General features: G+C 58.6%; 15 protein-coding genes and 6 pseudogenes. 14 read left to right on the top strand and 7 right to left on the bottom strand.

Annotated elements, in window-relative coordinates:
• Positions 1-4: 4 nt before the first annotated feature.
• A complete protein-coding gene (locus tag NKH83_RS30360) occupies positions 5-1,243 on the bottom strand; it encodes an ROK family transcriptional regulator (protein WP_352808732.1) in 1,239 nt (412 codons plus the stop codon).
• Between the two features lie 338 nt (positions 1,244-1,581).
• Here NKH83_RS30360 and NKH83_RS30355 point away from each other — a divergent pair, with 338 nt between their 5' ends.
• The 8 genes and pseudogenes from NKH83_RS30355 to NKH83_RS30325 all read left to right on the top strand — a co-directional run bounded on the left by NKH83_RS30355 (position 1,582) and on the right by NKH83_RS30325 (position 7,292).
• Entirely contained in the window at positions 1,582-2,592 is a 1,011-nt protein-coding gene (locus tag NKH83_RS30355) for a sterol desaturase family protein (protein WP_352808731.1), read from the top strand.
• A 37-nt stretch (positions 2,593-2,629) separates the two neighbouring features.
• Positions 2,630-2,944 carry a MocE family 2Fe-2S type ferredoxin gene (locus tag NKH83_RS30350; protein ID WP_036245547.1) on the top strand — a complete coding sequence of 105 codons (315 nt, stop codon included), beginning with the start codon at positions 2,630-2,632 and terminating at the stop codon, positions 2,942-2,944.
• A gap of 349 nt (positions 2,945-3,293) precedes the next feature.
• The gene (locus tag NKH83_RS30345; RefSeq protein ID WP_352808729.1) at positions 3,294-4,115 is read left to right on the top strand and encodes a 3-methyl-2-oxobutanoate hydroxymethyltransferase; all 822 of its coding nucleotides are present in this window, start codon (positions 3,294-3,296) and stop codon (positions 4,113-4,115) included.
• A 166-nt stretch (positions 4,116-4,281) separates the two neighbouring features.
• Positions 4,282-5,170, top strand: a pseudogene (gene folD / locus NKH83_RS30340) (bifunctional methylenetetrahydrofolate dehydrogenase/methenyltetrahydrofolate cyclohydrolase FolD).
• A 10-nt stretch (positions 5,171-5,180) separates the two neighbouring features.
• Positions 5,181-6,065, top strand: coding sequence for a formyltetrahydrofolate deformylase (gene purU / locus NKH83_RS30335; RefSeq protein WP_352808726.1), 885 nt, complete (start codon positions 5,181-5,183; stop codon positions 6,063-6,065).
• Positions 6,066-6,119: 54 nt separating this feature from the next.
• Positions 6,120-6,812, top strand: coding sequence for an IS6 family transposase (locus tag NKH83_RS30330; protein ID WP_352808723.1), 693 nt, complete (start codon positions 6,120-6,122; stop codon positions 6,810-6,812).
• Between the two features lie 110 nt (positions 6,813-6,922).
• Positions 6,923-7,009 carry a 4Fe-4S binding protein gene (locus tag NKH83_RS31765; RefSeq protein WP_502895652.1) on the top strand — a complete coding sequence of 29 codons (87 nt, stop codon included), beginning with the start codon at positions 6,923-6,925 and terminating at the stop codon, positions 7,007-7,009.
• A gap of 4 nt (positions 7,010-7,013) precedes the next feature.
• On the top strand, positions 7,014-7,292 hold the full coding sequence (locus NKH83_RS30325) for a hypothetical protein (protein ID WP_023680280.1): 279 nt from the start codon (positions 7,014-7,016) through the stop codon (positions 7,290-7,292).
• Positions 7,293-7,410: 118 nt separating this feature from the next.
• Here the strand turns inward: NKH83_RS30325 and metH are convergent, their stop codons facing one another.
• Positions 7,411-11,220, bottom strand: a complete 3,810-nt coding sequence (gene metH / locus NKH83_RS30320) for a methionine synthase (protein WP_352808720.1) — start codon at positions 11,218-11,220, stop codon at positions 7,411-7,413.
• 130 nt (positions 11,221-11,350) lie between these two features.
• Here metH and NKH83_RS30315 point away from each other — a divergent pair, with 130 nt between their 5' ends.
• The 5 genes from NKH83_RS30315 to NKH83_RS30295 all read left to right on the top strand — a co-directional run bounded on the left by NKH83_RS30315 (position 11,351) and on the right by NKH83_RS30295 (position 16,640).
• Positions 11,351-11,830 carry a hypothetical protein gene (locus tag NKH83_RS30315; protein ID WP_023680905.1) on the top strand — a complete coding sequence of 160 codons (480 nt, stop codon included), beginning with the start codon at positions 11,351-11,353 and terminating at the stop codon, positions 11,828-11,830.
• Positions 11,831-12,191: 361 nt separating this feature from the next.
• On the top strand, positions 12,192-13,316 hold the full coding sequence (locus NKH83_RS30310) for an NAD(P)-dependent oxidoreductase (protein ID WP_352808717.1): 1,125 nt from the start codon (positions 12,192-12,194) through the stop codon (positions 13,314-13,316).
• Entirely contained in the window at positions 13,291-14,934 is a 1,644-nt protein-coding gene (locus NKH83_RS30305) for a methyltransferase domain-containing protein (protein ID WP_352808714.1), read from the top strand. Before NKH83_RS30310 ends, NKH83_RS30305 begins: the two co-directional genes overlap by 26 nt.
• Before the next feature lie 88 nt (positions 14,935-15,022).
• A complete protein-coding gene (speD, locus tag NKH83_RS30300) occupies positions 15,023-15,424 on the top strand; it encodes an adenosylmethionine decarboxylase (RefSeq protein WP_198023679.1) in 402 nt (133 codons plus the stop codon).
• A gap of 154 nt (positions 15,425-15,578) precedes the next feature.
• Entirely contained in the window at positions 15,579-16,640 is a 1,062-nt protein-coding gene (locus NKH83_RS30295; RefSeq protein ID WP_352808713.1) for a LacI family DNA-binding transcriptional regulator, read from the top strand.
• A gap of 115 nt (positions 16,641-16,755) precedes the next feature.
• Here the strand turns inward: NKH83_RS30295 and NKH83_RS30290 are convergent.
• The 3 genes and pseudogenes from NKH83_RS30290 to NKH83_RS30280 form a co-directional block, all read right to left on the bottom strand.
• Positions 16,756-17,627, bottom strand: a pseudogene (locus tag NKH83_RS30290) (beta-galactosidase); the annotation flags it as partial.
• Positions 17,628-17,682: 55 nt separating this feature from the next.
• Positions 17,683-17,961, bottom strand: coding sequence for a TOBE domain-containing protein (locus tag NKH83_RS30285; protein WP_352718508.1), 279 nt, complete (start codon positions 17,959-17,961; stop codon positions 17,683-17,685).
• Positions 17,962-18,020: 59 nt separating this feature from the next.
• Positions 18,021-18,335 (bottom strand): annotated as a pseudogene (locus NKH83_RS30280) (IS66 family transposase); the annotation flags it as partial.
• 5 nt (positions 18,336-18,340) lie between these two features.
• On the opposite strand from NKH83_RS30280, the pseudogene NKH83_RS30275 reads away from it, so the two are divergent.
• Positions 18,341-19,078 (top strand): annotated as a pseudogene (locus NKH83_RS30275) (IS110 family RNA-guided transposase); the annotation flags it as partial.
• 2 nt (positions 19,079-19,080) lie between these two features.
• On the opposite strand, the pseudogene NKH83_RS30270 reads toward NKH83_RS30275, so the two are convergent.
• Both NKH83_RS30270 and NKH83_RS30265 read right to left on the bottom strand, forming a co-directional pair.
• Positions 19,081-19,513: pseudogene (locus NKH83_RS30270) on the bottom strand (IS66 family transposase); the annotation flags it as partial.
• A pseudogene (locus NKH83_RS30265) lies at positions 19,504-20,130 on the bottom strand (hypothetical protein); the annotation flags it as partial. The pseudogenes NKH83_RS30265 and NKH83_RS30270, both read right to left, overlap by 10 nt.

Here is a 20,130-nt window from a genome sequence, read left to right as displayed (position 1 = left end):
CACTTCAGCTCTTGAGAACGACTTTGTTGTCTGGCGCAAACTGTTCGTGCAATGGAACCAGAGCAGCGCCAATCGCGCGGGCGTTAAACCCGATCGAGCCCACACGGAACTCAGGAATGATGATGCCCTCCAGATCGTAGCCTGCCACTCGTTCCCGGACGCTCACGATGAGACGATCGAGGAGAGGTCGCAAGAGGACGCCGTCAACAACGACACTATCGGCTTCGATGAAGCTCGTGCCAGAGATGGCCGCAAAAGCAAGTGCATCCGCCGCCAGATCGCACCACTCATCGAAACAGGCAAGTGCCGGTTCATCAAGCTTGGCGACGGATCCACCATCTTCACGGAACGTCTTCATTGGCAATTTGTGCTGCGCCGCAAGGACCTCCAACCGATTGAGGGAGGCGGCTTGACTCAACCGCGCGGGCGCTGGACTCCTATTGTGCGATCCAAGTTTAAGAGGGATTGCACCCACCGCGCCCGCGTTGCCGGTGTGGCCGGTAATTAGATTGCCCTCCAAAACAACACTGCCGCCAATCAAGGTGCTGATGTAGAAGTATACGATTGACCGATTCCGGTTCTCTCTCCGGAAATCAATCTCAGCCAAGCAAGCAGCGTCAGCGTCATTGAGCACCACGGCGCTCAAGCCGGAGGTTTCTTCGACCCTGGCGACCATGTCGGCCTCCCGCCAGCGTGGGGATGCACCGCCAGGATCACCGATGACGGCTATGCCAGACTCGATCGCCGTTGGAGCAGCAATACCTACGCCCACGAGTCTGGATTTCTGGACGCGGCTCAAATCATCCTTCAGGCTGTCGAACGCTGTTCCCATCAGGCCCGAGACGACGTCCGCGTCGAGGGCATCGTAGGCAAAGCTTTTCTTAGCAATCACCCGGCGGTCGAACGATAGAGCCAGCAGATCCAAGGAGCGGCGGCCAATCTTGACCCCGATCGAAATCGCTCCATCCGGTGCAATCTCGATCGGAGTAGAAGGCTGACCAATCCGGCCGCGGATTACGTCCTTCTTCCGCAGGTATCCTTCCTTGAGGAGGCGATTTACGATAATCGTGACCGTTTGCGAGGACAAATGTGTAATGCGCGCGATCTCGGCCTTGGAAAGCGCGCCAGCCTCCTGGATCAGACTAAGGATTAAGCGCTCATTGTAGTGTTTGACACCTATCTGGTTGCCGCCACGGTGCGTCGCGTTGCCTACGAATGCGTTGAAGGTGCTGTCGACTGACATTAGATACAGCTCGCGTTTTCAGGGGCGTTCAGATCGGAAACGCCGGTTATCATGGCGCCCTTCTCGTTACTGCTGGCCGGTCTTGACGTCCAGAACGCCCGCGATGCCATCGCGCCAGTGCCCGCCGCGTCTGATATCCAATTGAGGCTCCCTTTGAGCGCGTGAATGCGGTCGTAGTGCTTCGTCTTCCACCCGTCAGCTTGCCGTAGGATCGACGGCCGAAATCTGGCACGATTTTTTTTGTAAATCAAGCGGATTTAGTTATTGACCATTTGTTGGAATATTGGCATGTTGTAGGCCGATCGGGCCTTTCGGGGCGAGATCGAAAGGAGCATCCGATGGACGATCTTAAGTTTGGAACGCGCAGCAAGCGCGGCGATTGGGCTCCCAACGAGCTGTTGGAGCCAGCGCCAATATGGCTCTTCCCTCCCAATCCAAAGAAGCTTCTGAAATGGCTTCCATCTTACTTCTTTCCGTACAACCTGCTGTTCATGGTCTCGGCACTCGCCTACTGGCAGCTGGTTGTCCCTGACGCCGCAGTCCTGCAGAACTTTGCATGGGGTTGGTCGCTGAAAATGCTGGCGGTGAACCTCGTCCTGGCCTTTCTCTGGTACCAAAGCTGGGAGTTGCCGCTTTACGTTCGCCGTCGGCAGGGGAACCGATTTAAGTACAACCACAAGTTCCCGGCGGATCAGCAATCAGATGTATTTTGGTTCAATAAGCAGACCCTCGACAATATGCTGCGGTCGCTGCTGATCGGTGTACCGATATGGACGTGCCTGCAGGTCTTGATGCTGTGGAGTTCCGCGAATGGATACATACCCTGGCTCAACTTCGCCGAGCACCCTGTGTGGCTCGGGGTCGTGGCTGTCGTGGTGCCGATAATTCACGACTTCCACTTCTATTGCATCCACCGGCTGATCCACGTCCCAGTGCTCTACAAATACGTCCATTCGGTGCACCACAACTCCATAAATCCCAGCCCGTGGTCATCGCTATCGATGCATCCCATTGAGCACTTGCTCTATTTCGGGGTGGTTTTCTGGCACTTCGTTATCCCCTCAAACCCCGTCATTGCACTCTACCAGCTACACTTCGCGGGTTTCGGCGCCGTGCCTGGGCACATCGGTTTCGACACGGTTGAGACCAGCGATGAGCAGGGGTTCGATACCCACGCCTATATGCACTACCTCCACCATAAGTATTTCGAGGTGAATTACGGAGGCGAGGGGCTCGTCCCCGTGGACCGGATGTTCGGCACCTATCACGACGGGTCGAAGGAATCTGACGAACGGATGAAGGCGCGTTTCCGCGCCAAGAAAGAGCGCCTCAAGGACAAATCGGCCTGAACCCGCTCGAACCCTGTTGCCTCAAAATCTAGCGAGAGTGACGATGCCTTGGATTGACGTTTGTGGAGCCGACGACCTGGAAGAGGAAGGCGGCCTACGGTTCGACCATGCAGGTAAGACGTTCGCAATCTTCCGGAATCATCAGGACCAGTATTACTGCACGGACGGGCTTTGTACCCACGAGAATATCCACCTCGCCGACGGGTTGGTGATGGAGAATACGGTGGAATGCCCCAAGCATGCCTCGGTCTTCGACTTCACAACCGGCGAGGTCGAGACGCCTCCCGCCTGCGATAACCTGCGCACCTACGCCGTCAAGGTCGAAGGCGGCCGCGTGATAATCGATGTCTGAGGAGACTATCCGTTGACCGACATCAACCCGAAAGCCGTAATCGCGGAAGTCACGGCTCTTCCGGAGACGGTTGAAAAGGTCCGCGGCTTGCTATGCGACTACGGGCGCATTGTTCGGCAAGAACCTGGGAACCGAGCGTTTGCCTGCCGCCAAGTCGACGGTCGACCAGACAAGTTTGTCCGCGGACCAGGCGGCCTTCGAGACGCACCTTTCCGCACCCGAGAACGCTCAATTGAACGCCAAGCTTGGGACCCTCGTTCAGGGTGCCGGTTCAGTCCTGACCTTCCTGATACCCGTTGAGTAAGCGAGACTCATTAAAGGGAGTCGCATTTCGCGGAGACCCACGATCATGTACCACAACAGACCTCACGTCGAAGACATACGCGCGAAGAAGCGACGGGGCGAAAAGCTTTCGATGCTCTATGTCACCAGCACGGAGGAAGCCGCCGCCGCCGCCGCTGCGGGGATCGATCTCCTGTCAATCGAGGCAAAGGACTTCACCCCCGAAATGCGTGAGGCGGCGGGGGCGTGCTTCGTGCAGATCGGCCTGACGCCGCCAACGAAAGGAACCGTGGACGGAAAGCTGCTGGTCAGCGCCGAGCAATTCCTGGAGGCGGCTTACCGCTACACAGCGATTGGGGGCGATTGTTTCTATTGTGCCGCTTCTTTCGATATCCAGAGGACAATGTGCGAAAATCACATTCCGATTGTCGCTCATGTGGGCCTTATTCCATCTTACGTTACCTGGACCGGCTGGCGCGCTGTCGGAAAGACCGCATCAGAGGCGCTGACGATGTGGAAGCGACTAAAACGGCTCGAGGAAATCGGTTGTTTCGCTGTTGAGCTTGAGGTCGTTCCCGGCCGGATAGCCGAGTTCTTCGCCAAAAACACATCGATGATCTACTTCAGCCTCGGTTCGGGCTCAGGTGGCGATGTCCAGTACCTGTTCGCAGAGGACGTGCTCGGCTACGGCCGGAACCGCCTTCCGCGCCACGCCAAGGCGTATCGCAACTTCAAGGCCGAGTTCGATCGACTGAATAGTGAACGCGTCGCGGCATTCCGGGAATTCCGGGCTGACATCTATTCCGGTGCCTATCCCGGACCCGAACACACTGCGGCGATCCCGGAGGCTGAATTTGAAACCTTTCTTAATCACTTGGGATCTCGATAGTGAGACTTGCTCCGTCTTTAATATCAGTATCCACTTTTTCGATATATTCTCAGTTGAGATAGACTAACTGTCCCTCGGTCCGCAGGGATTTCCATCGCAGCCGCGCTGGTCGTACCGGCACGGCGTCCAGCATTCTTCGACGCCCGCGAGACCGAAAGGCAAAATCATGACCGTTGGCATTCAACCCAGCAAGCTCATCGACGGAAAAGCAGTCGCAAACACCCTTACCACGCAGATTGCCGCCGATGTAGCTGCGCTGAGATCGGCAACCGGAAAAGTGCCGGGCTTGGCAGTGATCTTAGTGGGAGAAGACCCAGCGAGTGCTGTCTATGTCGCATACAAACACCGTCAGACGCTTGCGGTGGGTATGGCGTCCTTTGAACACAAACTTCCAGCCGACACCAATCAGGACGACCTGTTGTCAATCGTTAATGAATTGAATCAGGACCCTTCTGTGCATGGCATTTTGGTACAGCTACCATTGCCGTCTCAGATTGATCCGAACATGGTTCTCAACGCGATTGATCCGACCAAAGACGTCGGCGGGTTTCATGTCCAGAATGCCGGCAGGCTGGCGACCGGCCAAGAAGGGTTCGTTCCGTGCACTCCTCGCGGCTGCCTATTGCTCCTGAAGCATCGTCTCGGCGATTTAGCTGGTCTCCACGCGATCATAGTTGGACGAAGCAATATCGTCGGCAAACCAATGGCCCAACTGTTGCTGGCTGAGAATTGCACTGTAACAGTCGCTCATTCGCGGACCCGCGAACTTCCGGCTCTCTGCAGGATGGCCGACATTTCTAGTCGCCGCGGTCGGACGCGCAGAAATGATCCGAGGTGATTGGATCAAGCCAGGCGCGGTTGTCGTCGACATAGGTATCAATCGGGTGACCCAAGGCGGAAAGCCGCGCCTTGTTGGCGATGTCGCATTTGCAGAGGCTGCTCACGTTCAAGCAATTACACCTGTCCCAGGCGGCGTGGGTCCGATGACAATCGCGTGTTTGCTCGCGAATACCCTTTCCGCATTCCGTCACACCTTGGCGGCGCGAAACAACTGAGGAACGAACAATGTCGAAATTTGCACTTCGCGTGAAATGTCGTTCCACCAGGGGCATAGTGGCTGCGATCTCCAGCTTTCTCGCTGATCAAACTTGCAACATCACGGACAGTGCGCAGTTTGACGATGTTGATACTGGCAACTTCTTTATGAGAGTGAGCTTCCGGTCTGAAGGTGGGCGAAACCTGGACGAGCTCCGCGTCGGCTTCGATCCAATCGCATCGCGCTTCGCGATGGATTCAGAATTCTTTGACGAGGCCGTGAAGCGAAGAGTTATCGTCATGGTCTCTCGCTTCGGCCACTGCCTCAACGATCTCCTCTACCGTTGGCGCATTGGCGCTCTCCCGATCGATATCGTGGCGGTGATCTCCAATCACATGGAATATCAAAAGGTCGTGGTGAATCACGACATTCCGTTTCACTGCATCATGGTAACGAAGGAAAATAAAGCCGAAGCGGAAGCCCAGCAGATGCTTGTAGTGACCGAGACCAAGGCCGAGCTGATCGTTCTAGCTCGCTACATGCAGGTTCTCTCGGATGAAATGTGTCGGAAGATGTCCGGCCGCATTATCAACATCCACCATTCGTTTCTTCCTTCGTTCAAGGGCGCCAATCCCTACAAGCAAGCGTATGAACGCGGAGTGAAATTGATCGGCGCGACCTCTCATTACGTCACTGCCGATCTGGATGAGGGGCCGATCATTGAGCAAGACATCATTCGGGTGACACATGCGCAGTCCAATGAGGATTACGTCAGCTTGGGTCGTGACGTTGAAGCACAGGCCTTGGCACGGGCGATACACGCCCACATCCATGGCCGAGTTTTCCTAAACGGGAACAAGACGGTTGTATTTCCACCATCACCCGGTTCGTTCGCCTCAGAACGAATGGGGTAGCGATAGAAAGGTTCTGTCGCAACCTTTTCGGAAAGGTCATTTGCTGCATGATGCTTGCTCTTTTTTCCGGGAGTTTGTCATGTTCAAAGGCCGCCATTTTGGTATCTTGCCTACAATCTCAGCCTGCGCGATCTGGAAGAGATGATGGCCGAGCGCGGCATTCACGTCGACCATTCCACTGTCCACCGCTGGGTCGTGCACTTCTCGCTTGAGCTGCTGGACCGATTCAACCGGCGCAAGCGGAGCGTCACTGGAAAATGGCACATGGACGAAACCTACATCAAGGTTCGAGGCCAATGGATGTATCTCTATCGTGCTATCGACAGCCTCGGCGATACGGTCGAATTCTTTTTCAGCGAGAACCGTGACCTGCCGGCGGCCAAACGCTTCTTACGGAAGGCCCTGCAGCGCCATGGCAGGCCGGAACGTATCGCCATCGACGGCAGCCAGACCAATCACGAGGCCATCCGATCTTGCGATCTTGAAAATCGCCTGCGGGATCGATCGCGACGAGCACTGAAGTCGATCAGAATCCGCAAGAGCCAGTATTTCAACAACCGCATCGAACAGGATCATAGGTGCATCAAGCGCCGCGTCCGGTCCATGCTCGGCTTCAAGTCAACCACAACCGCCGAAACTATCCTCTCGGGCATCGAGATGGTTCATATGATGCGCAAACGACAGGCCAGGTTTGCCTACAATCCCACGCCCTCCATTGCCAAGCAGTTCGAAATGCTCGCCGCATGAGCGCCGCGTGACGCTCAACCCGCCCTTGCGACCTCAGCTGGAGTTTGCGACGGAACCGCCTGGACAAGGTCTGGACGAGATCAGATTACGGCCACATTGGAACTCGCATCATGATCGAACTCGTCATCGCCGAGCGTTGCACGGGTTGCAACGCCTGCGTCGAAGTATGCCCGACCAACGTGCTCGAAATCGTCTAGCAATGTGCCGCACATCGCCCGGCAGGAGGACTGCCAGACCTGCTTCATGTGCGAGCTCTACTGCCGGGAAGACGCGATCTACGTCGCGCCCGATTGTGAAAACGCCACTCCAGTCGACAAGGACGAGATCCTGGCTTCCGGCCTGCTCGGCGAATTCCGCCGCAATCATGGCTGGGACGAATGGGCACACGACCCCCGCTACACCAACGAGCACTGGCGGATGGAGAGCGTCTTCCTGCGCGCGAGGGATATGGCCATCGCCGAGGCGGCCGGAAACGCGTGAATGGAAATTGTGCCTCAGCTGACATTCCTATGACCTGAGCGTTTATCCGGGACCTCATTTCCATGATACAGAAACGGCAGTTGCGGCTCGGAGCGTAAGACGGCAGAGCTTGCCGCCACTACTCCGCAGCCTCGGCATAGTGCGCTGGCACATAGTTGAGAATGGGTCCGAGCCAGCGCTCCACTTCCGCGAGCGGCATGTCCTTGCGGCGTGCATAGTCCTCAACCTGGTCGCGTTCGACCTTGGCGACGCCGAAATAATAGCTTTCGGTATGCGACAGATAGATCCCCGACACAGACGAGCCGGGCCACATCGCATAGCTTTCGGTCAGGCTCACCCCGGCATTGCGCTCGCTGTCGAGCAGCCGGAACAGTGTGGCCTTCTCGGTGTGGTCGGGCTGGGCGGGATAACCGGGCGCCGGGCGGATGCCGCGATAGGGCTCGCCGATCAGCTCGTCCGGCGCCAGCTTTTCGTCGACCGCATAGCCCCAGAACTCCTTGCGCACCTTCTCGTGCATGCGCTCGGCGAAGGCCTCAGCGACGCGGTCGGCCAGCGCCTTGACTATGATCGACGAATAGTCGTCATTGGCCCTCTCAAATCGTTCGGCGATCGCCACCTCCTCGATGCCGGCCGTGACGATGAAGCCGCCGATGTAGTCGGGCTTGCCGCTGTCCACCGGCGCGACGAAATCCGACAATGCGACATTGGCCTTGCCGTCGCGCTTGGTCAGTTGTTGGCGCAGCGTGAAGAAGGTCGCCAGCTCCTGCGATCGCCCCTCATCCGTGAACAGCCTGATATCGTCGCCGGTGGCATTGGCCGGCCAGAAGCCGATGACGCCGCGTGGCGCAAACCATTTTTCGGCGATGATCTGCTTCAGCATCGCCTGCGCATCCTCGAACAGCTGGCGCGCGGCGGGTCCTTGCGCTTCGTCTTCGAGGATCTTGGGATAGCGCCCTTTCAGCTCCCAGGTCTGGAAGAACGGCGTCCAGTCGATGTAGCGCGCGAGTTCCGTGAGATCCCAGTTCTCGAAGACCTTCACACCTGTGAAGGACGGCTTCGGCGGCTCATATTCAGACCAATCGATCCGATGCGCATTGGCCCTCGCCTTGGCCAACGGCAGCCGCTGCTTGTCGGCTTCGGACCGGGCATGCGCGTCGGCGACTTTCTTGTATTCGGCGCGCAACGTGTCGACATACTTCGCCTTGCTGTCATTCGACAGCAAGGACGACACCACGCCGACCGCCCGGCTGGCGTCGGTGACGTAGACGGTCTGGCCTTTCGCATAGCGCGGGTGGATCTTGACCGCCGTGTGCACGCGGCTGGTCGTCGCGCCGCCGATCAAAAGCGGAATGTCAAAGCCTTCGCGCTCCATCTCGGCGGCCATGTGCGCCATCTCGTCGAGCGAGGGCGTGATCAGGCCGGACAGGCCGATGATGTCGACATTTTGCTCTCGCGCCGTCTGCAGGATTTTTGCCGCCGGAACCATGACGCCGAGATCGATAATCTCGTAATTGTTGCAGGCCAGCACGACGCCGACGATGTTCTTGCCGATGTCGTGGACATCGCCCTTCACCGTCGCCATCAGGATCTTGCCCGCCGTCTGGCGCTCGCCATTGTCGATGCCATTGGCGGTATTGGCCAGCTTCTCGGCCTCCATATGCGGCAGCAAGCCGGCCACCGCCTGTTTCATCACCCGCGCCGATTTCACCACTTGCGGTAGGAACATCTTGCCGGCGCCGAACAAGTCGCCGACGACGTTCATGCCGGCCATCAGCGGGCCTTCGATGACATGCAGCGGGCGCTCGGCGGCCAGCCGCGCTTCCTCGGTGTCGGCATCGATGAATTCGGTGATGCCGTTGACCAGCGCATGGCTGATCCGCTGCGCAACTGGCAATTCGCGCCAGGCGAGGTCGCGCTCCTTGGCTTCCTGGCCCGCCGTGCCCTTGAAGCGTTCGGCGATCTCCAGCATGCGTTCGGTGGCGGTGCCGCCGCCTTTCGGTTGACGGTTGTTGACGACATCCTCGCAGGCTTCGCGCAGGTCGGGATCGATGGATTCGTAGACGGCAAGCTGTCCGGCGTTGACGATGCCCATGTCCATGCCCGCCTGGATAGCATGGTAAAGGAACACCGCATGCATGGCCTCGCGCACCGGCTCGTTGCCCCTGAACGAGAAGGACAGGTTCGACACGCCGCCTGAGATATGGACATGCGGCAGCGTCCCGGTGATCTCTCCCGTCGCCTCGATGAAGTCGACGCCGTAATTGTCGTGCTCCTCGATGCCGGTGGCAATGGCGAAGACATTGGGGTCGAAGACGATATCCTCGGGCGGGAAGCCGGCCTGTTCGGTCAAAAGCTTGTAGGCGCGGGTGCAGATTTCGACCTTGCGCGCTTTGGTGTCGGCCTGGCCGTCCTCGTCGAAGGCCATGACGACCACCGCCGCGCCATAGGCGCGCACGAGTCTGGCATGATGCAGGAATGCCGCCTCGCCTTCCTTCATAGAGATGGAGTTGACCAGCGGCTTGCCCTGCACGCATTTCAGGCCGGCTTCGATGATCTCCCATTTGGAACTGTCGACCATGACAGGAACACGGGCGATGTCCGGCTCGGCGGCGATCAGGTTGAGGTACTCCACCATCGCCCTCTTCGAATCGATCAGTCCCTCGTCCATGTTGATGTCGATGATCTGCGCGCCATTGGCGACTTGGTCGCGCGCCACGTCGAGCGCGGCGACATAGTCGCCCGCCGTGATCAGCTTGCGGAACTTGGCTGAGCCGGTGACATTGGTGCGCTCGCCGACATTGACGAAGGGAATCTCATCCGTCAGCGTGAACGGTTCCAACCCGGACAGGCGCATCTTGCGCTCGATGTCGGGAATGGCGCGCGGCGGATATTTCCGCACCGCCTCTGCGATGGCGCGGATGTGCTCAGGCGTCGAACCGCAGCAGCCGCCAACGATATTGACCAGCCCCTCGCGGGCGAAATCCTCGATCTGCGCGGCCATGAATTCCGGGCTCTCGTCATAACGGCCGAATTCATTGGGCAGGCCGGCATTTGGATAGGCGCAGACAAAAGTGTTGGCGACGCCTGATATCTCGGCCAGATGCTCGCGCATGGCATTGGCGCCGAGCGCGCAGTTGAGGCCGATGGTGAAGGGGCTGGCATGGCGCACCGAATGCCAGAAGGCGGTCGGCGTCTGGCCGGACAGCGTGCGGCCGGACAGATCGGTGATGGTGCCGGAAATCATCACCGGCAGGCGCACGCCCTTCTCATTGAAGACCTCTTCTGCTGCGAAGATTGCCGCCTTGGCGTTCAGCGTGTCGAAGATCGTCTCGATCAGGATGATGTCCACGCCGCCATCGATCAGGCCGCGCAGCTGCTCGCCATAGGCGAGGCGCAATTCGTCGAAGGTCACGGCGCGATAGCCGGGATTGTTGACGTCGGGCGACATCGAGGCGGTGCGGTTGGTCGGCCCCAGCGCGCCGGCGACGAAACGGCGCTTGCCATCCTGCTGCTCGGCACGAACAGCGGCGCGCCGCACCAGCCGCGCGCCATCGCGATTCAGCGCATAGACGGCATCCTCCATGCCGTAATCGGCCTGGGTGATCGACGTCGAGGAGAAGGTGTTGGTTTCGAGGATATCCGCGCCTGCGATGGCGTATTGATAGTGGATCTCCTCGATTGCCTTCGGCTGCGTCAGGATCAGAAGATCGTTGTTGCCTTGCTGATGGCAGGCGCAGCCGGCGAAGGCCTCACCACGGAAATGATCTTCATCGAAACCCAGCCCCTGGATCTGCGTGCCCATGGCGCCGTCGAGGATGAGGATGCGCTCACGCGCCGCTGCCGTCAGCGCCGCAAGCACTTCCGACTCGTCGGGCTTTGCCGCGACGGAGCCGAACAATGCGTCCAGCGATGCAGAATTCTGCGACATTTTCATCCTCAAGACGACAGTAGTGTCCAATTCACATAAAGACATCTTTATGTCAACATACGCGCTCCAGCCTGGGTGTCGCGCACCGGAGAGAAAGTTTTGTGTCAAAATCGGTCCAAAAGCAGATGAGATGGATGAGCGGCATGCCCTCGAAGCGGCTTGGGCGGCAGCGCTCAAGCCGGCGCCGCTCCCATGGTGTCTCGACCGATGCAAACAATATTGTGGCCTTTGGCCCAAACTGTCCACTATCGAACGGACGCATTATAGTCGAACGTTTTGCATTTCGTGCGAAGCCCTCAAAGCAACAACAGAAGACGCGCGCGGGGAGAAGGCGCGCCGGCCCAACTTGAGTATCAGCGCGGAGCTACATCATCAGGATGGCACGTCACTTGCACATCAACTTTGGGAAGCCATCGTGACGGCAATTGCCCGCAAACCAAGGGAGATGACGATGGCAATTGGCCTGAATTGCTCGGAGCAACTGAAGATGGCTGAAGATCTGCAGGCGTACCATGCCGAGCCACGGGGACTGATTATGTGGCGAGCCGAGTTGAAGCAATTCATTGACGATCGGGCGAAACACAATAGTCGGCATTGTCTCGCCGTCTGAGGTTGGACGTGAAGGGACCGCGGGCGGGAATATCAGGCAAGAGCTCGGGTCAGAGCTTCCCATACCGCAAGCGTCGAGGCGACGGAGATCGGTCAGGAAATGCTCAGCGTTATGAGCGGGCTCGGGAGGAAGAGAATGCGGAAGGTTGAGAAGATCAGACGAAGCGCTGCTGCAGGCTCCTGCCGAATGAAAGCCCTGCATCGTCCGCTAACGCTTTCGCAGCGTTAGGTGGGAATTCTCAGTCTGCTGGTGCGGCTGACGCTATTCCTAAAACGCGACGAAACAGCTCGAATCTAACCAGGACGCAGGTCAGGGGCCTAGCGCGACACTTCTACAAAATCTCGAAATGAAGAGTACCAATATGACAGATAAACTCTCGGTCTCTATCCTGAAAGAAACCCGCGACAACGAGAAGCGGGTTATCATGCTTCCGCAAGGTGTTCGACAGTTTGTCGAGGCCGGTTTTAAGGTTTACGTTGAGCATGATGCCGGAGCCGCCTCGGGAGCGTTTGATGGGGACTACAAGGCGGCAGGGGGCGAAATCGTTTCAACAGACGAGGCTTGGACAGTTTCTCCATTCCTCTTGAAATATAAGTTTCCGAGCGTCGCCGAACGGCGGTACCTGTGCCGCCCGCTGCATATTGGCGCATACTTTTACCCAGGCGAAAACTACGAGCTAACGCACCACCTGCGCGAGCATGGGGTGACAGCCTATAGCTATGAGTACTTTCAGGCCGCAGATGGTTCGTTTCCGCTCATGACGCCCGATAGCGAGATCAGCGGGAAATTGGCTGTGCTCTTTGGGGCCCATCACCTGCTATCGACGCAGGGAGGGCTCGGCATAATGCTGGCTTCCCTACCGGGGATGAAGCCGCCGAAAGTCGTCGTCATCGGGCATGGAAATGTCGGCGCAGCAGCTGCTCGAACAGCCGCAGGTCTCGGAAACGAAGTTGTTGTCTTTGGCTACCGCGAGGAAAGCCTCCGCCGATTTGAGGGGACCGTTCCCTCGAACGTCAAATGCCTGATTGTCTCGCAAGAAGCCCTGGAGCGAGAGATACCCGACGCCGACCTGGTGATCGGAGCGACTTTGATTTCGACCTACGATACACCAGCGATGCTCACAGACGAACTCGTCAAGAAGATGAAGGAAGGCTCGATGATCATCGACGTCACTTGCGGCTATGGAGCAGGATACATCCCGACGGCCCATACATTCACCTGGATGGGCGCGGCACCATATAAGGTGCATGGCGTTTGGCACTACAAGGATCCCGTCATGCCAGCTCACGTGCATCAGACGGCGTCGATCGGGGCAACCACAAACCATACGCGTTATCTTATTAGTCTCGGCAAATCGATTTTCCTTAAGGATTTCCAGGACTCGGTTTCCCAAAAGGGCAAATTTGTTGAAAACGGTGAGATCATCCATCCGCACGTGATTAGCGACTTTGCCTTGATCGATGCATTGGCCAAGAAATCCGCGTGAGGGGGCGGCCATGGCGATGCGGCATAAGATATCATATAAAGAACGGGCCGCGTACTACGATGTCGAATATACGGACACTGTAGACCATGCTTTTCTCGCCAGTCTTGTTGGTGGTTCTACGCGCTCGGTCCTTGAGATTCCGTGTGGGGTCGGGCGTAACGCGCTTAATTTGGCTCGAAGCGGATGTTCGATAGTCGCTGTCGACAACGAACCGGCTATGGTCGAACGGCTGACAGAAAAGGCTGAAAAACTCGGCGTCAACAATGTGTCAGCACTCGTTGGGGATCTCCGGACGTTGGACCTCGAAGAGCGGTTCGACCTTATCCTCGTGCCCCGAGAGGCATTTCAGCTGTTGGTGGACTTGTCCCAGGCGCGGCAGTCGCTCAAAGCGCTGCGACGGCACCTCTCGGACGATGGGACATTGATGATCGACCTATCGTCTTTCGCAAAGGTCAGGCCAGAACAGGCCTACCTCCAGCCAGACTATTTCGATCCTACTTCCCCTGATGGCAGTTGGCGCTTTGAGTGGACGCGCCCGCTAGCCGCCAGGCTCACGTTGTCTCGTCATCGTATGCAGCAACACAATTGTGACGGCACAGTCGACGTGTCGTTCAGACACATTCGTGAGACTGAGACGGCCATCGACGAGACCGAGACGACCATTCGACTTAGGCCTTACTGCGTCGACGAGTTCACGGCGCTTTGCGTCGATGCTGGATTGAAGGTTGAAAAGGTGTTCGGCGACTACGGACGCAACTGGTACCAGCCGAACGACGCCCGAATGATTTTTCTTCTCAGCGCAACTACCGACATTCGGGACGATCAGCTCCCCCCGTCCGGGGTTATGTGGGAACTCGGCCGAGGGTTCCAGAACGACCGTGATGCCTTTCGAACGAAAGACCTGCAGTTGGTTCCAATGCGTCCGTCCGTCCGAGCTTATTTTGAGACCTATCTGACGGAGTATTTCTCCGGCCCCTTCATCAAGGGCCAAGGGGCCGAGGATATTTTGAAGGCGATGGCGGAATGGGGCGTTATGGGAAATGCTCTCGATCTGGGATCTGGAACTTCGACGCTGTTCTGGTATCTCCCAACCAAGGGAGTCAATCGCCTCTCTTGCTGCGACATCGCGCCTGAAGCCCTTAGCGTGCTAGCGAACTTCGTACGGAGCAATCAACCGCTTCCTGAGTGTTACGGTTGGGTAGCCGATCATTTCAAAATATCCAATCACTCGGTCAACCAGCTTCGCGAGCGCTTTGCCGAGTTCTTGATTTTCGACTGCCTGAAGCGGTGGCCAAGTTGGATGGACAGCCACCGATACGACTTGATCACTGCCTTCGGTAATCTAGCGATTTCGGGGACAGCTGACGCGTACGACGATTGCTTCCAGCACATCGCTGATCACCTTGCACCCACGGGCCGAACTATCGGAGCGGATTGGGCAAGGCGGCAGTCATTTGCGCAGAAGGATGGGCACGACAATTCGTATTTGAGCATCGAACTGATAGCCAGCGCGATGAAGAATGCGGGGCTCACCCCGCTGGAATGCCGTCGTATCGAGATACAGCGGGACCCACTTTACGACGCCATTTTCGTTTGGGTCGGCCAGAAAAATAGCTGAGCGATCTCCTTCGATATTTTGGAGCTTTTAGCATGTCGCACAATCGCGAAGGCGGTGCAGGTAGCTTTGTTTCAGTTAACGGCGTGATCTGCGCTGGCGCCCATTATATTGTCGATCTGTTCGGCGGCACAGGTTTGGCAATCCCGCTTTTATCGAAACAGCCATTACGAAAAGCGCACAGTCCGCTGGAGCCACTATACTTTTTTCAAACTTCCATCGGTTTTCACCCGAGGGTGTCTCAGGCGTACTGGTATTGGCGGAATCTCACATCAGTATCCATACTTGGCCAGAGCACAGCTATGCGGCATTAGATGTGTTTATGTGTGGCCGGGCCCGCCCCAAAGAGGCTATTGCCGTTCTGAAGGAAGAGTTCAAGCCGATCCGTGTCGTCGAGTATTTGCTTGCCCGCGGCAGAGCCGACAATGCCGACCAATACTCTCAACCGGATCGGATCGACTCCGAACGTTGGCTCAAGGGGCTTGAGCGCTAATTTTCGATTCATCAATCGCGCGTCGTCGATCTCGTGCGTCAGGCGCCCGTGATTTCGGGCACTGCATCCCGGCGGCCGCCAAGGCGAAGAAAGATCAGAGCTGCTCGATCACCGTAAGCGCCACGCCGCTCCCCTCGTGCGGGGCATGAGGTGAATGTGCGAAGAATCCCCCCGATCGCGAGAGACGCGGCCGACAATCCACGATCTCGCTACCGCGGCAGGCGTTTCGGTGGCGACTGTGAACAGAATTCTGAGTGGCACCGTTTCAGTTCGCCCGAAAACCGTCCAACGCGTTCAAAGCGCAGCGGAAGAGATTGGGTTTTACGGAATCGGAGCCATTGATGATCGGGCTCGTAAGATATCTCCACATTACCGACTAGGCTTCCTGCTTCAGCAGTCGACCCGCGACCTCTATCAGTTGTTCGGGAAGAAGATTATTGCCGCCTGTCGTGAGCGTCGGGATGAGGTCATCGATTCAGTAGTCGACTTCGTGGATCTGCTGACACCCGAGACAATCGCGAGCCGGCTGATTGCGCTCGGCGATTCATGCGACGCCGTTGCGGTGGTCGCGGCAGATCACCCAATTATTGGCCAGGCGATCCGCTCACTGAAGGAAGTGGGAAGACCGATTGTTTCTTACATTACGGATCAATCCGCACCGGAACGTGCAGCTTATGTTGGCACAGACAATTGGAAGCTGGGTCGCACGGCGGCCTTCCTGATCACCCAAACCACTCAAGGACCGGGTCGCATTGCGGTTTTCATAGGAAACCATCGGTATCAATGCCAGGACGTCTCAGACGCCAGTTTCCGTTCGTATTTGCGCGAACACGCTCCGCGGCTCACAGTGGAGGAAAGCCGCCCAACCCACGAGGAATCGAACGAGGCTTATCGAATGGTGGCCGAGTTGCTTAAGACGAATGACGATCTTGTGGGAATTCTGATCGTCGGTGGCGGAATTACCGGTGTACTTCGTGCTTTGAGGGAGGTGTCCTCAGAGAGGCGAGCGGGTATCAAGGTGGTATGTCGTGACATTGGCCCCGAAACCCGAAAAGGACTGTCCGAGGGCTTGATCACAGCAGCTCTCTGCCACCCCCTTGAAGCCACTTCGGCCCTTCTTGTACAGACAATGATTGATGTCATTGGACCACAGGCGCCCTTAGCTACTCTTCAGCGGTCCATACCTTTCGAAATAGTCACCCCGGAGAATATCTGACGCAAATGTCAGCTAGGGGTCGCCCACTCGATTGTTTAAATAACATGTAACCTTTTGAAATTGCTGTGGAATATTTTCCAGCGTCGCGCAAACTCCGACATCAAGATCGTCATGCGCGGCAGATATCGAGGTGCAGCGCCTGTGTGGCCGCATGTCCGCCGGTGCGCCGCATCTCGTCGTACAGCATCGGAAAGATGTCGAAGCCGAACTCGAGGTCCTGACCGAACGGCCCACGAAAATCGATATCGGCGAGTTGCCCAAGATTGTGGAAGATGAACCAGCCCGGATTGGTGGCGCGCAGGATCTCGACCTGGTCGTGTTGAAAAGCCGCCGTCGCCCCAGCCAGGAACCGGTGGTAGTCCTGTACATGCCCGGGGCTCGGATAGGACGGCATAAGCGGCCGCGGCAGCTCGATCTGCGAGAAATCGTCATAGGCCGTCGCCCAGAAATGGCCACCCCAGGCGAAGTTCAGTGCGTCGATCGCGCCGGATTTGTGCTGCAGGAATTTCTGGAACTCCAGCCGCGTGGCGGGTGAGAATGACTCCGAAACCGTCGTGTTGAGCTCGTGTCGGTCTGCCAGCCGATGACGCGAGGATTGTTGCGGTAGTGGTCGGCCATGGCGCGGGTGATGCGGCGGCTGTGGCCGCGGAACACCGGGCTGGTGGTGTCGGCATGCTGGCGCGAGCCATGACTTGCGGGCGGCCGTGGACATCGACGCGCAGCACCTCCGGATAGTTGATGGTCAGCCAGCGCGGCGGCGTCGCCGTCGGCGTTCACATGATCGTGTCGATACCAGCGGCGCCGAGAACCCTCGATTGCCCGTTCACCCATCCGCACCGTGTTGACGCCGGCCGCAGCCATGCGCTCGGCATCGCGCCGCCAGCAGGTTTCGTCGACATGTTCGGGATAATGCGGTGCTCCCAGCAGGAAGCGGTCCAGGTTGAGGGGCCGCCAAACGGAAAGCGGAGCGGGCGTCTTGCGCTGCATGCGAATGATACTCTTGGATTGAAGGGTCAGGTTGCGGGGACGGGTTTGCCCGGCGTTAAGGTGCGGCCATCGGGCCCGAAGAGATAGCGTCGGCGATCTCGAACCCGGCCGTCAGTCGGGCGCCGACACTGATTGGCGATACCATATTGAGCTGGACGGTGAAATTGCCTGTGCCGCTGTCCGAATTGGTCGCCTGAAGGGGGGAGGCGTCGAGGTAGAGGACCGTTTCCCGCCCGAGATGTTCAACCAGCCGCACCTGACCCTGGAACGATGGCTGGCTGGCGTTTGCCGGTTCGAGAACGTGGAGGTTTTCCGGTCGGATTCCGACAGTCACCGCATCTCCCGACGAAATGCCGGTCCCGTCGATGTCGGAGAAGGCAAGTACGCCTTACTCTTTTCGCGCAGCCAGAGTTCAAGATCGGCGACAATAGCGCGGCTATTTTCCTGACGCATCGCACGGCGTTCATCGGCCGATCGGCCACGGATATCGTCCTCTATTCTGTAGAGCTCGGCGATCCGTCTCAGCGCCTCGCTGGCGATCGGCGCCGGTCCGGACACGGCCAATTCATAGAACCGCCGGCGAACGTGCGCCCAGCAGAAGGCGAGCGTCACGCCGCTCCTGTCGGCCAGCACACGATAGCCGCCATAGCCGTCGACCTGCAGGATTCCAGTGAAGCCTGCGAGATGAGCGATCGGACGCTCGGCCTTCGATCCGCGCCCTGCTGGCCGTCAAGCGGGGTGAGCCGCGCGTCTGCTCGATGGTCCGGGTGCCGACGCCCGAGAATGAGGATCGCCGCCGGACCAACCGCGAGCGCAAGGTGCTGGTCGCCGAACGGGTCGAGCACGTCAACCGCATCAAAGGCCTGCTCTTCAGCCCGGGCATCCGCGACTACGAGCCTTTGCGCCGCGACCGCCGCGATCGCCTGGAAGAACTGCGGACCGGCGATGGCCGCGCCCTGCCGGCCCGCATGAAGGCCCAGATCGGCCGCGAACTTGACCGTCTCGAATTGCTGCTCGGCCAGATCAAGGCGATGGAGGCCGAGCGCGACGCGCTGCTCGCCGCGACGGCGGTGGACGCCTCGACGCCGGCGGCGATGTTGCTCAAGCTGAAGGGCATCGGGCCGGAATTCGCGACGATCCTCCACGCCGAAGGGCTGTTCCGGCATTTCAACAACCGCAGGCAGGTGGCCGCCTACGCGGGACTGGCACCTTCCCCATGGAAGAGCGGCACGATCGATCACGAACAAGGCGTGTCAAAGGCAGGCAATCCGCGGCTGCGAACGACGATGGTCGAGCTTGCCTGGCTGTGGCTGCGCCATCAGCCGGCCTCGGGCCTGGCCCGCTGGTTCAGCGAACGGGTGGCGCGCAACGGCGGCCGCCTCAAGAAGGCGATGATCGTCGCGCTCGCCCGCAAGCTGCTGGTGGCGCTGTGGAAATACGCGACCGCCGGCTATTTGGGCCGGCGCACGACGATCACACGCAGCTGCGCCGGCACGATATCGCCGCTCGCTAACATCTTCGCCGATCCGGTGCAGGCCATTGCGGCAGCACGGGCAGGCATGGTCCTCGACGTCGACGACCATCTCCGTGCGCGGCAGATGGAGTGGCAACGCGCCGCGGTTCGCCCGGCGCTTCGTGGCCTTTGCTTGGCGCTCGGCGAGAGCAGATTGTTCCTTCGCTTTCTCACCGGCGGCCTCGATCTGCTCGGCCTCTTCGAGCCCTAGCAGCAACTGATCCTCGGGGAGCGTCTCCGCACGACGGCCGAAGCGATGACGCTGCAATTCCTTGATGATCTGGATCAGGCGGGCATTCTCGACGTCGCGCGCCAGGACCATCGCCTTCAGCGCGTCCGGATCGTCGGGAAGCTGGTCAGCCGTCATCGCCATGAGCGGATCAGACCATATTCGCCGACAGCCCGCGACAGCGGAATCCAGACTGATTCACTTCGTCGCGGGTCAGCCGGCCTGGGCTGGAACGCGGGTCCGGCGCGCCTCATGGACGCGCCGCCAGTCGAGACCTTCCTGCCGGCGAAACAGATTCTGCCCCTGCCCTTGAGAGCCAAGCTTTTCGCGGACCCGACGCAGATGCCAAGCCGTTCGGCGGCTTTCATCAGACTGATCATTTCGCCATCAGCCTTGGCTGGATCGTATCCGGGTATGCCGAGCCGCTCGCGCATTTCGCGCACGCGCACCGTCGTCCAGGTCTCGCCATCGCCGGTCTTGCAGCGCATCCGGTTGAGCGATACGGCAAGCTCGCGGTCCGGCCAGTGTCCGGCGAGTTTGCGCAGTGCTTCGACGGCGCTCGGCGCCATATCTGGACAACGGCCGGTCTTGACGCGGGCAACACGCACCTCGGTGTGACGCCCGCCGGTCCAATGGATCAGCAGCACGGCTTCGTTGGTCGCCTCATCGAGATCACATACGATCTCCTGAACCAGGATATGGATAAGGCGCTGCTTGGTCCGAGTGTCGGTTGAGGGTGCGTTCCATACCGCCGGTAGATC

Origin of the sequence: Mesorhizobium sp. M0909, assembly GCF_040319515.1 — a bacterium.
GTDB lineage: Bacteria > Pseudomonadota > Alphaproteobacteria > Rhizobiales > Rhizobiaceae > Mesorhizobium.
The sequence above is the reverse complement of the archived record's forward strand: the minus strand, read 5'-3'. Positions and strand labels throughout refer to the sequence as shown.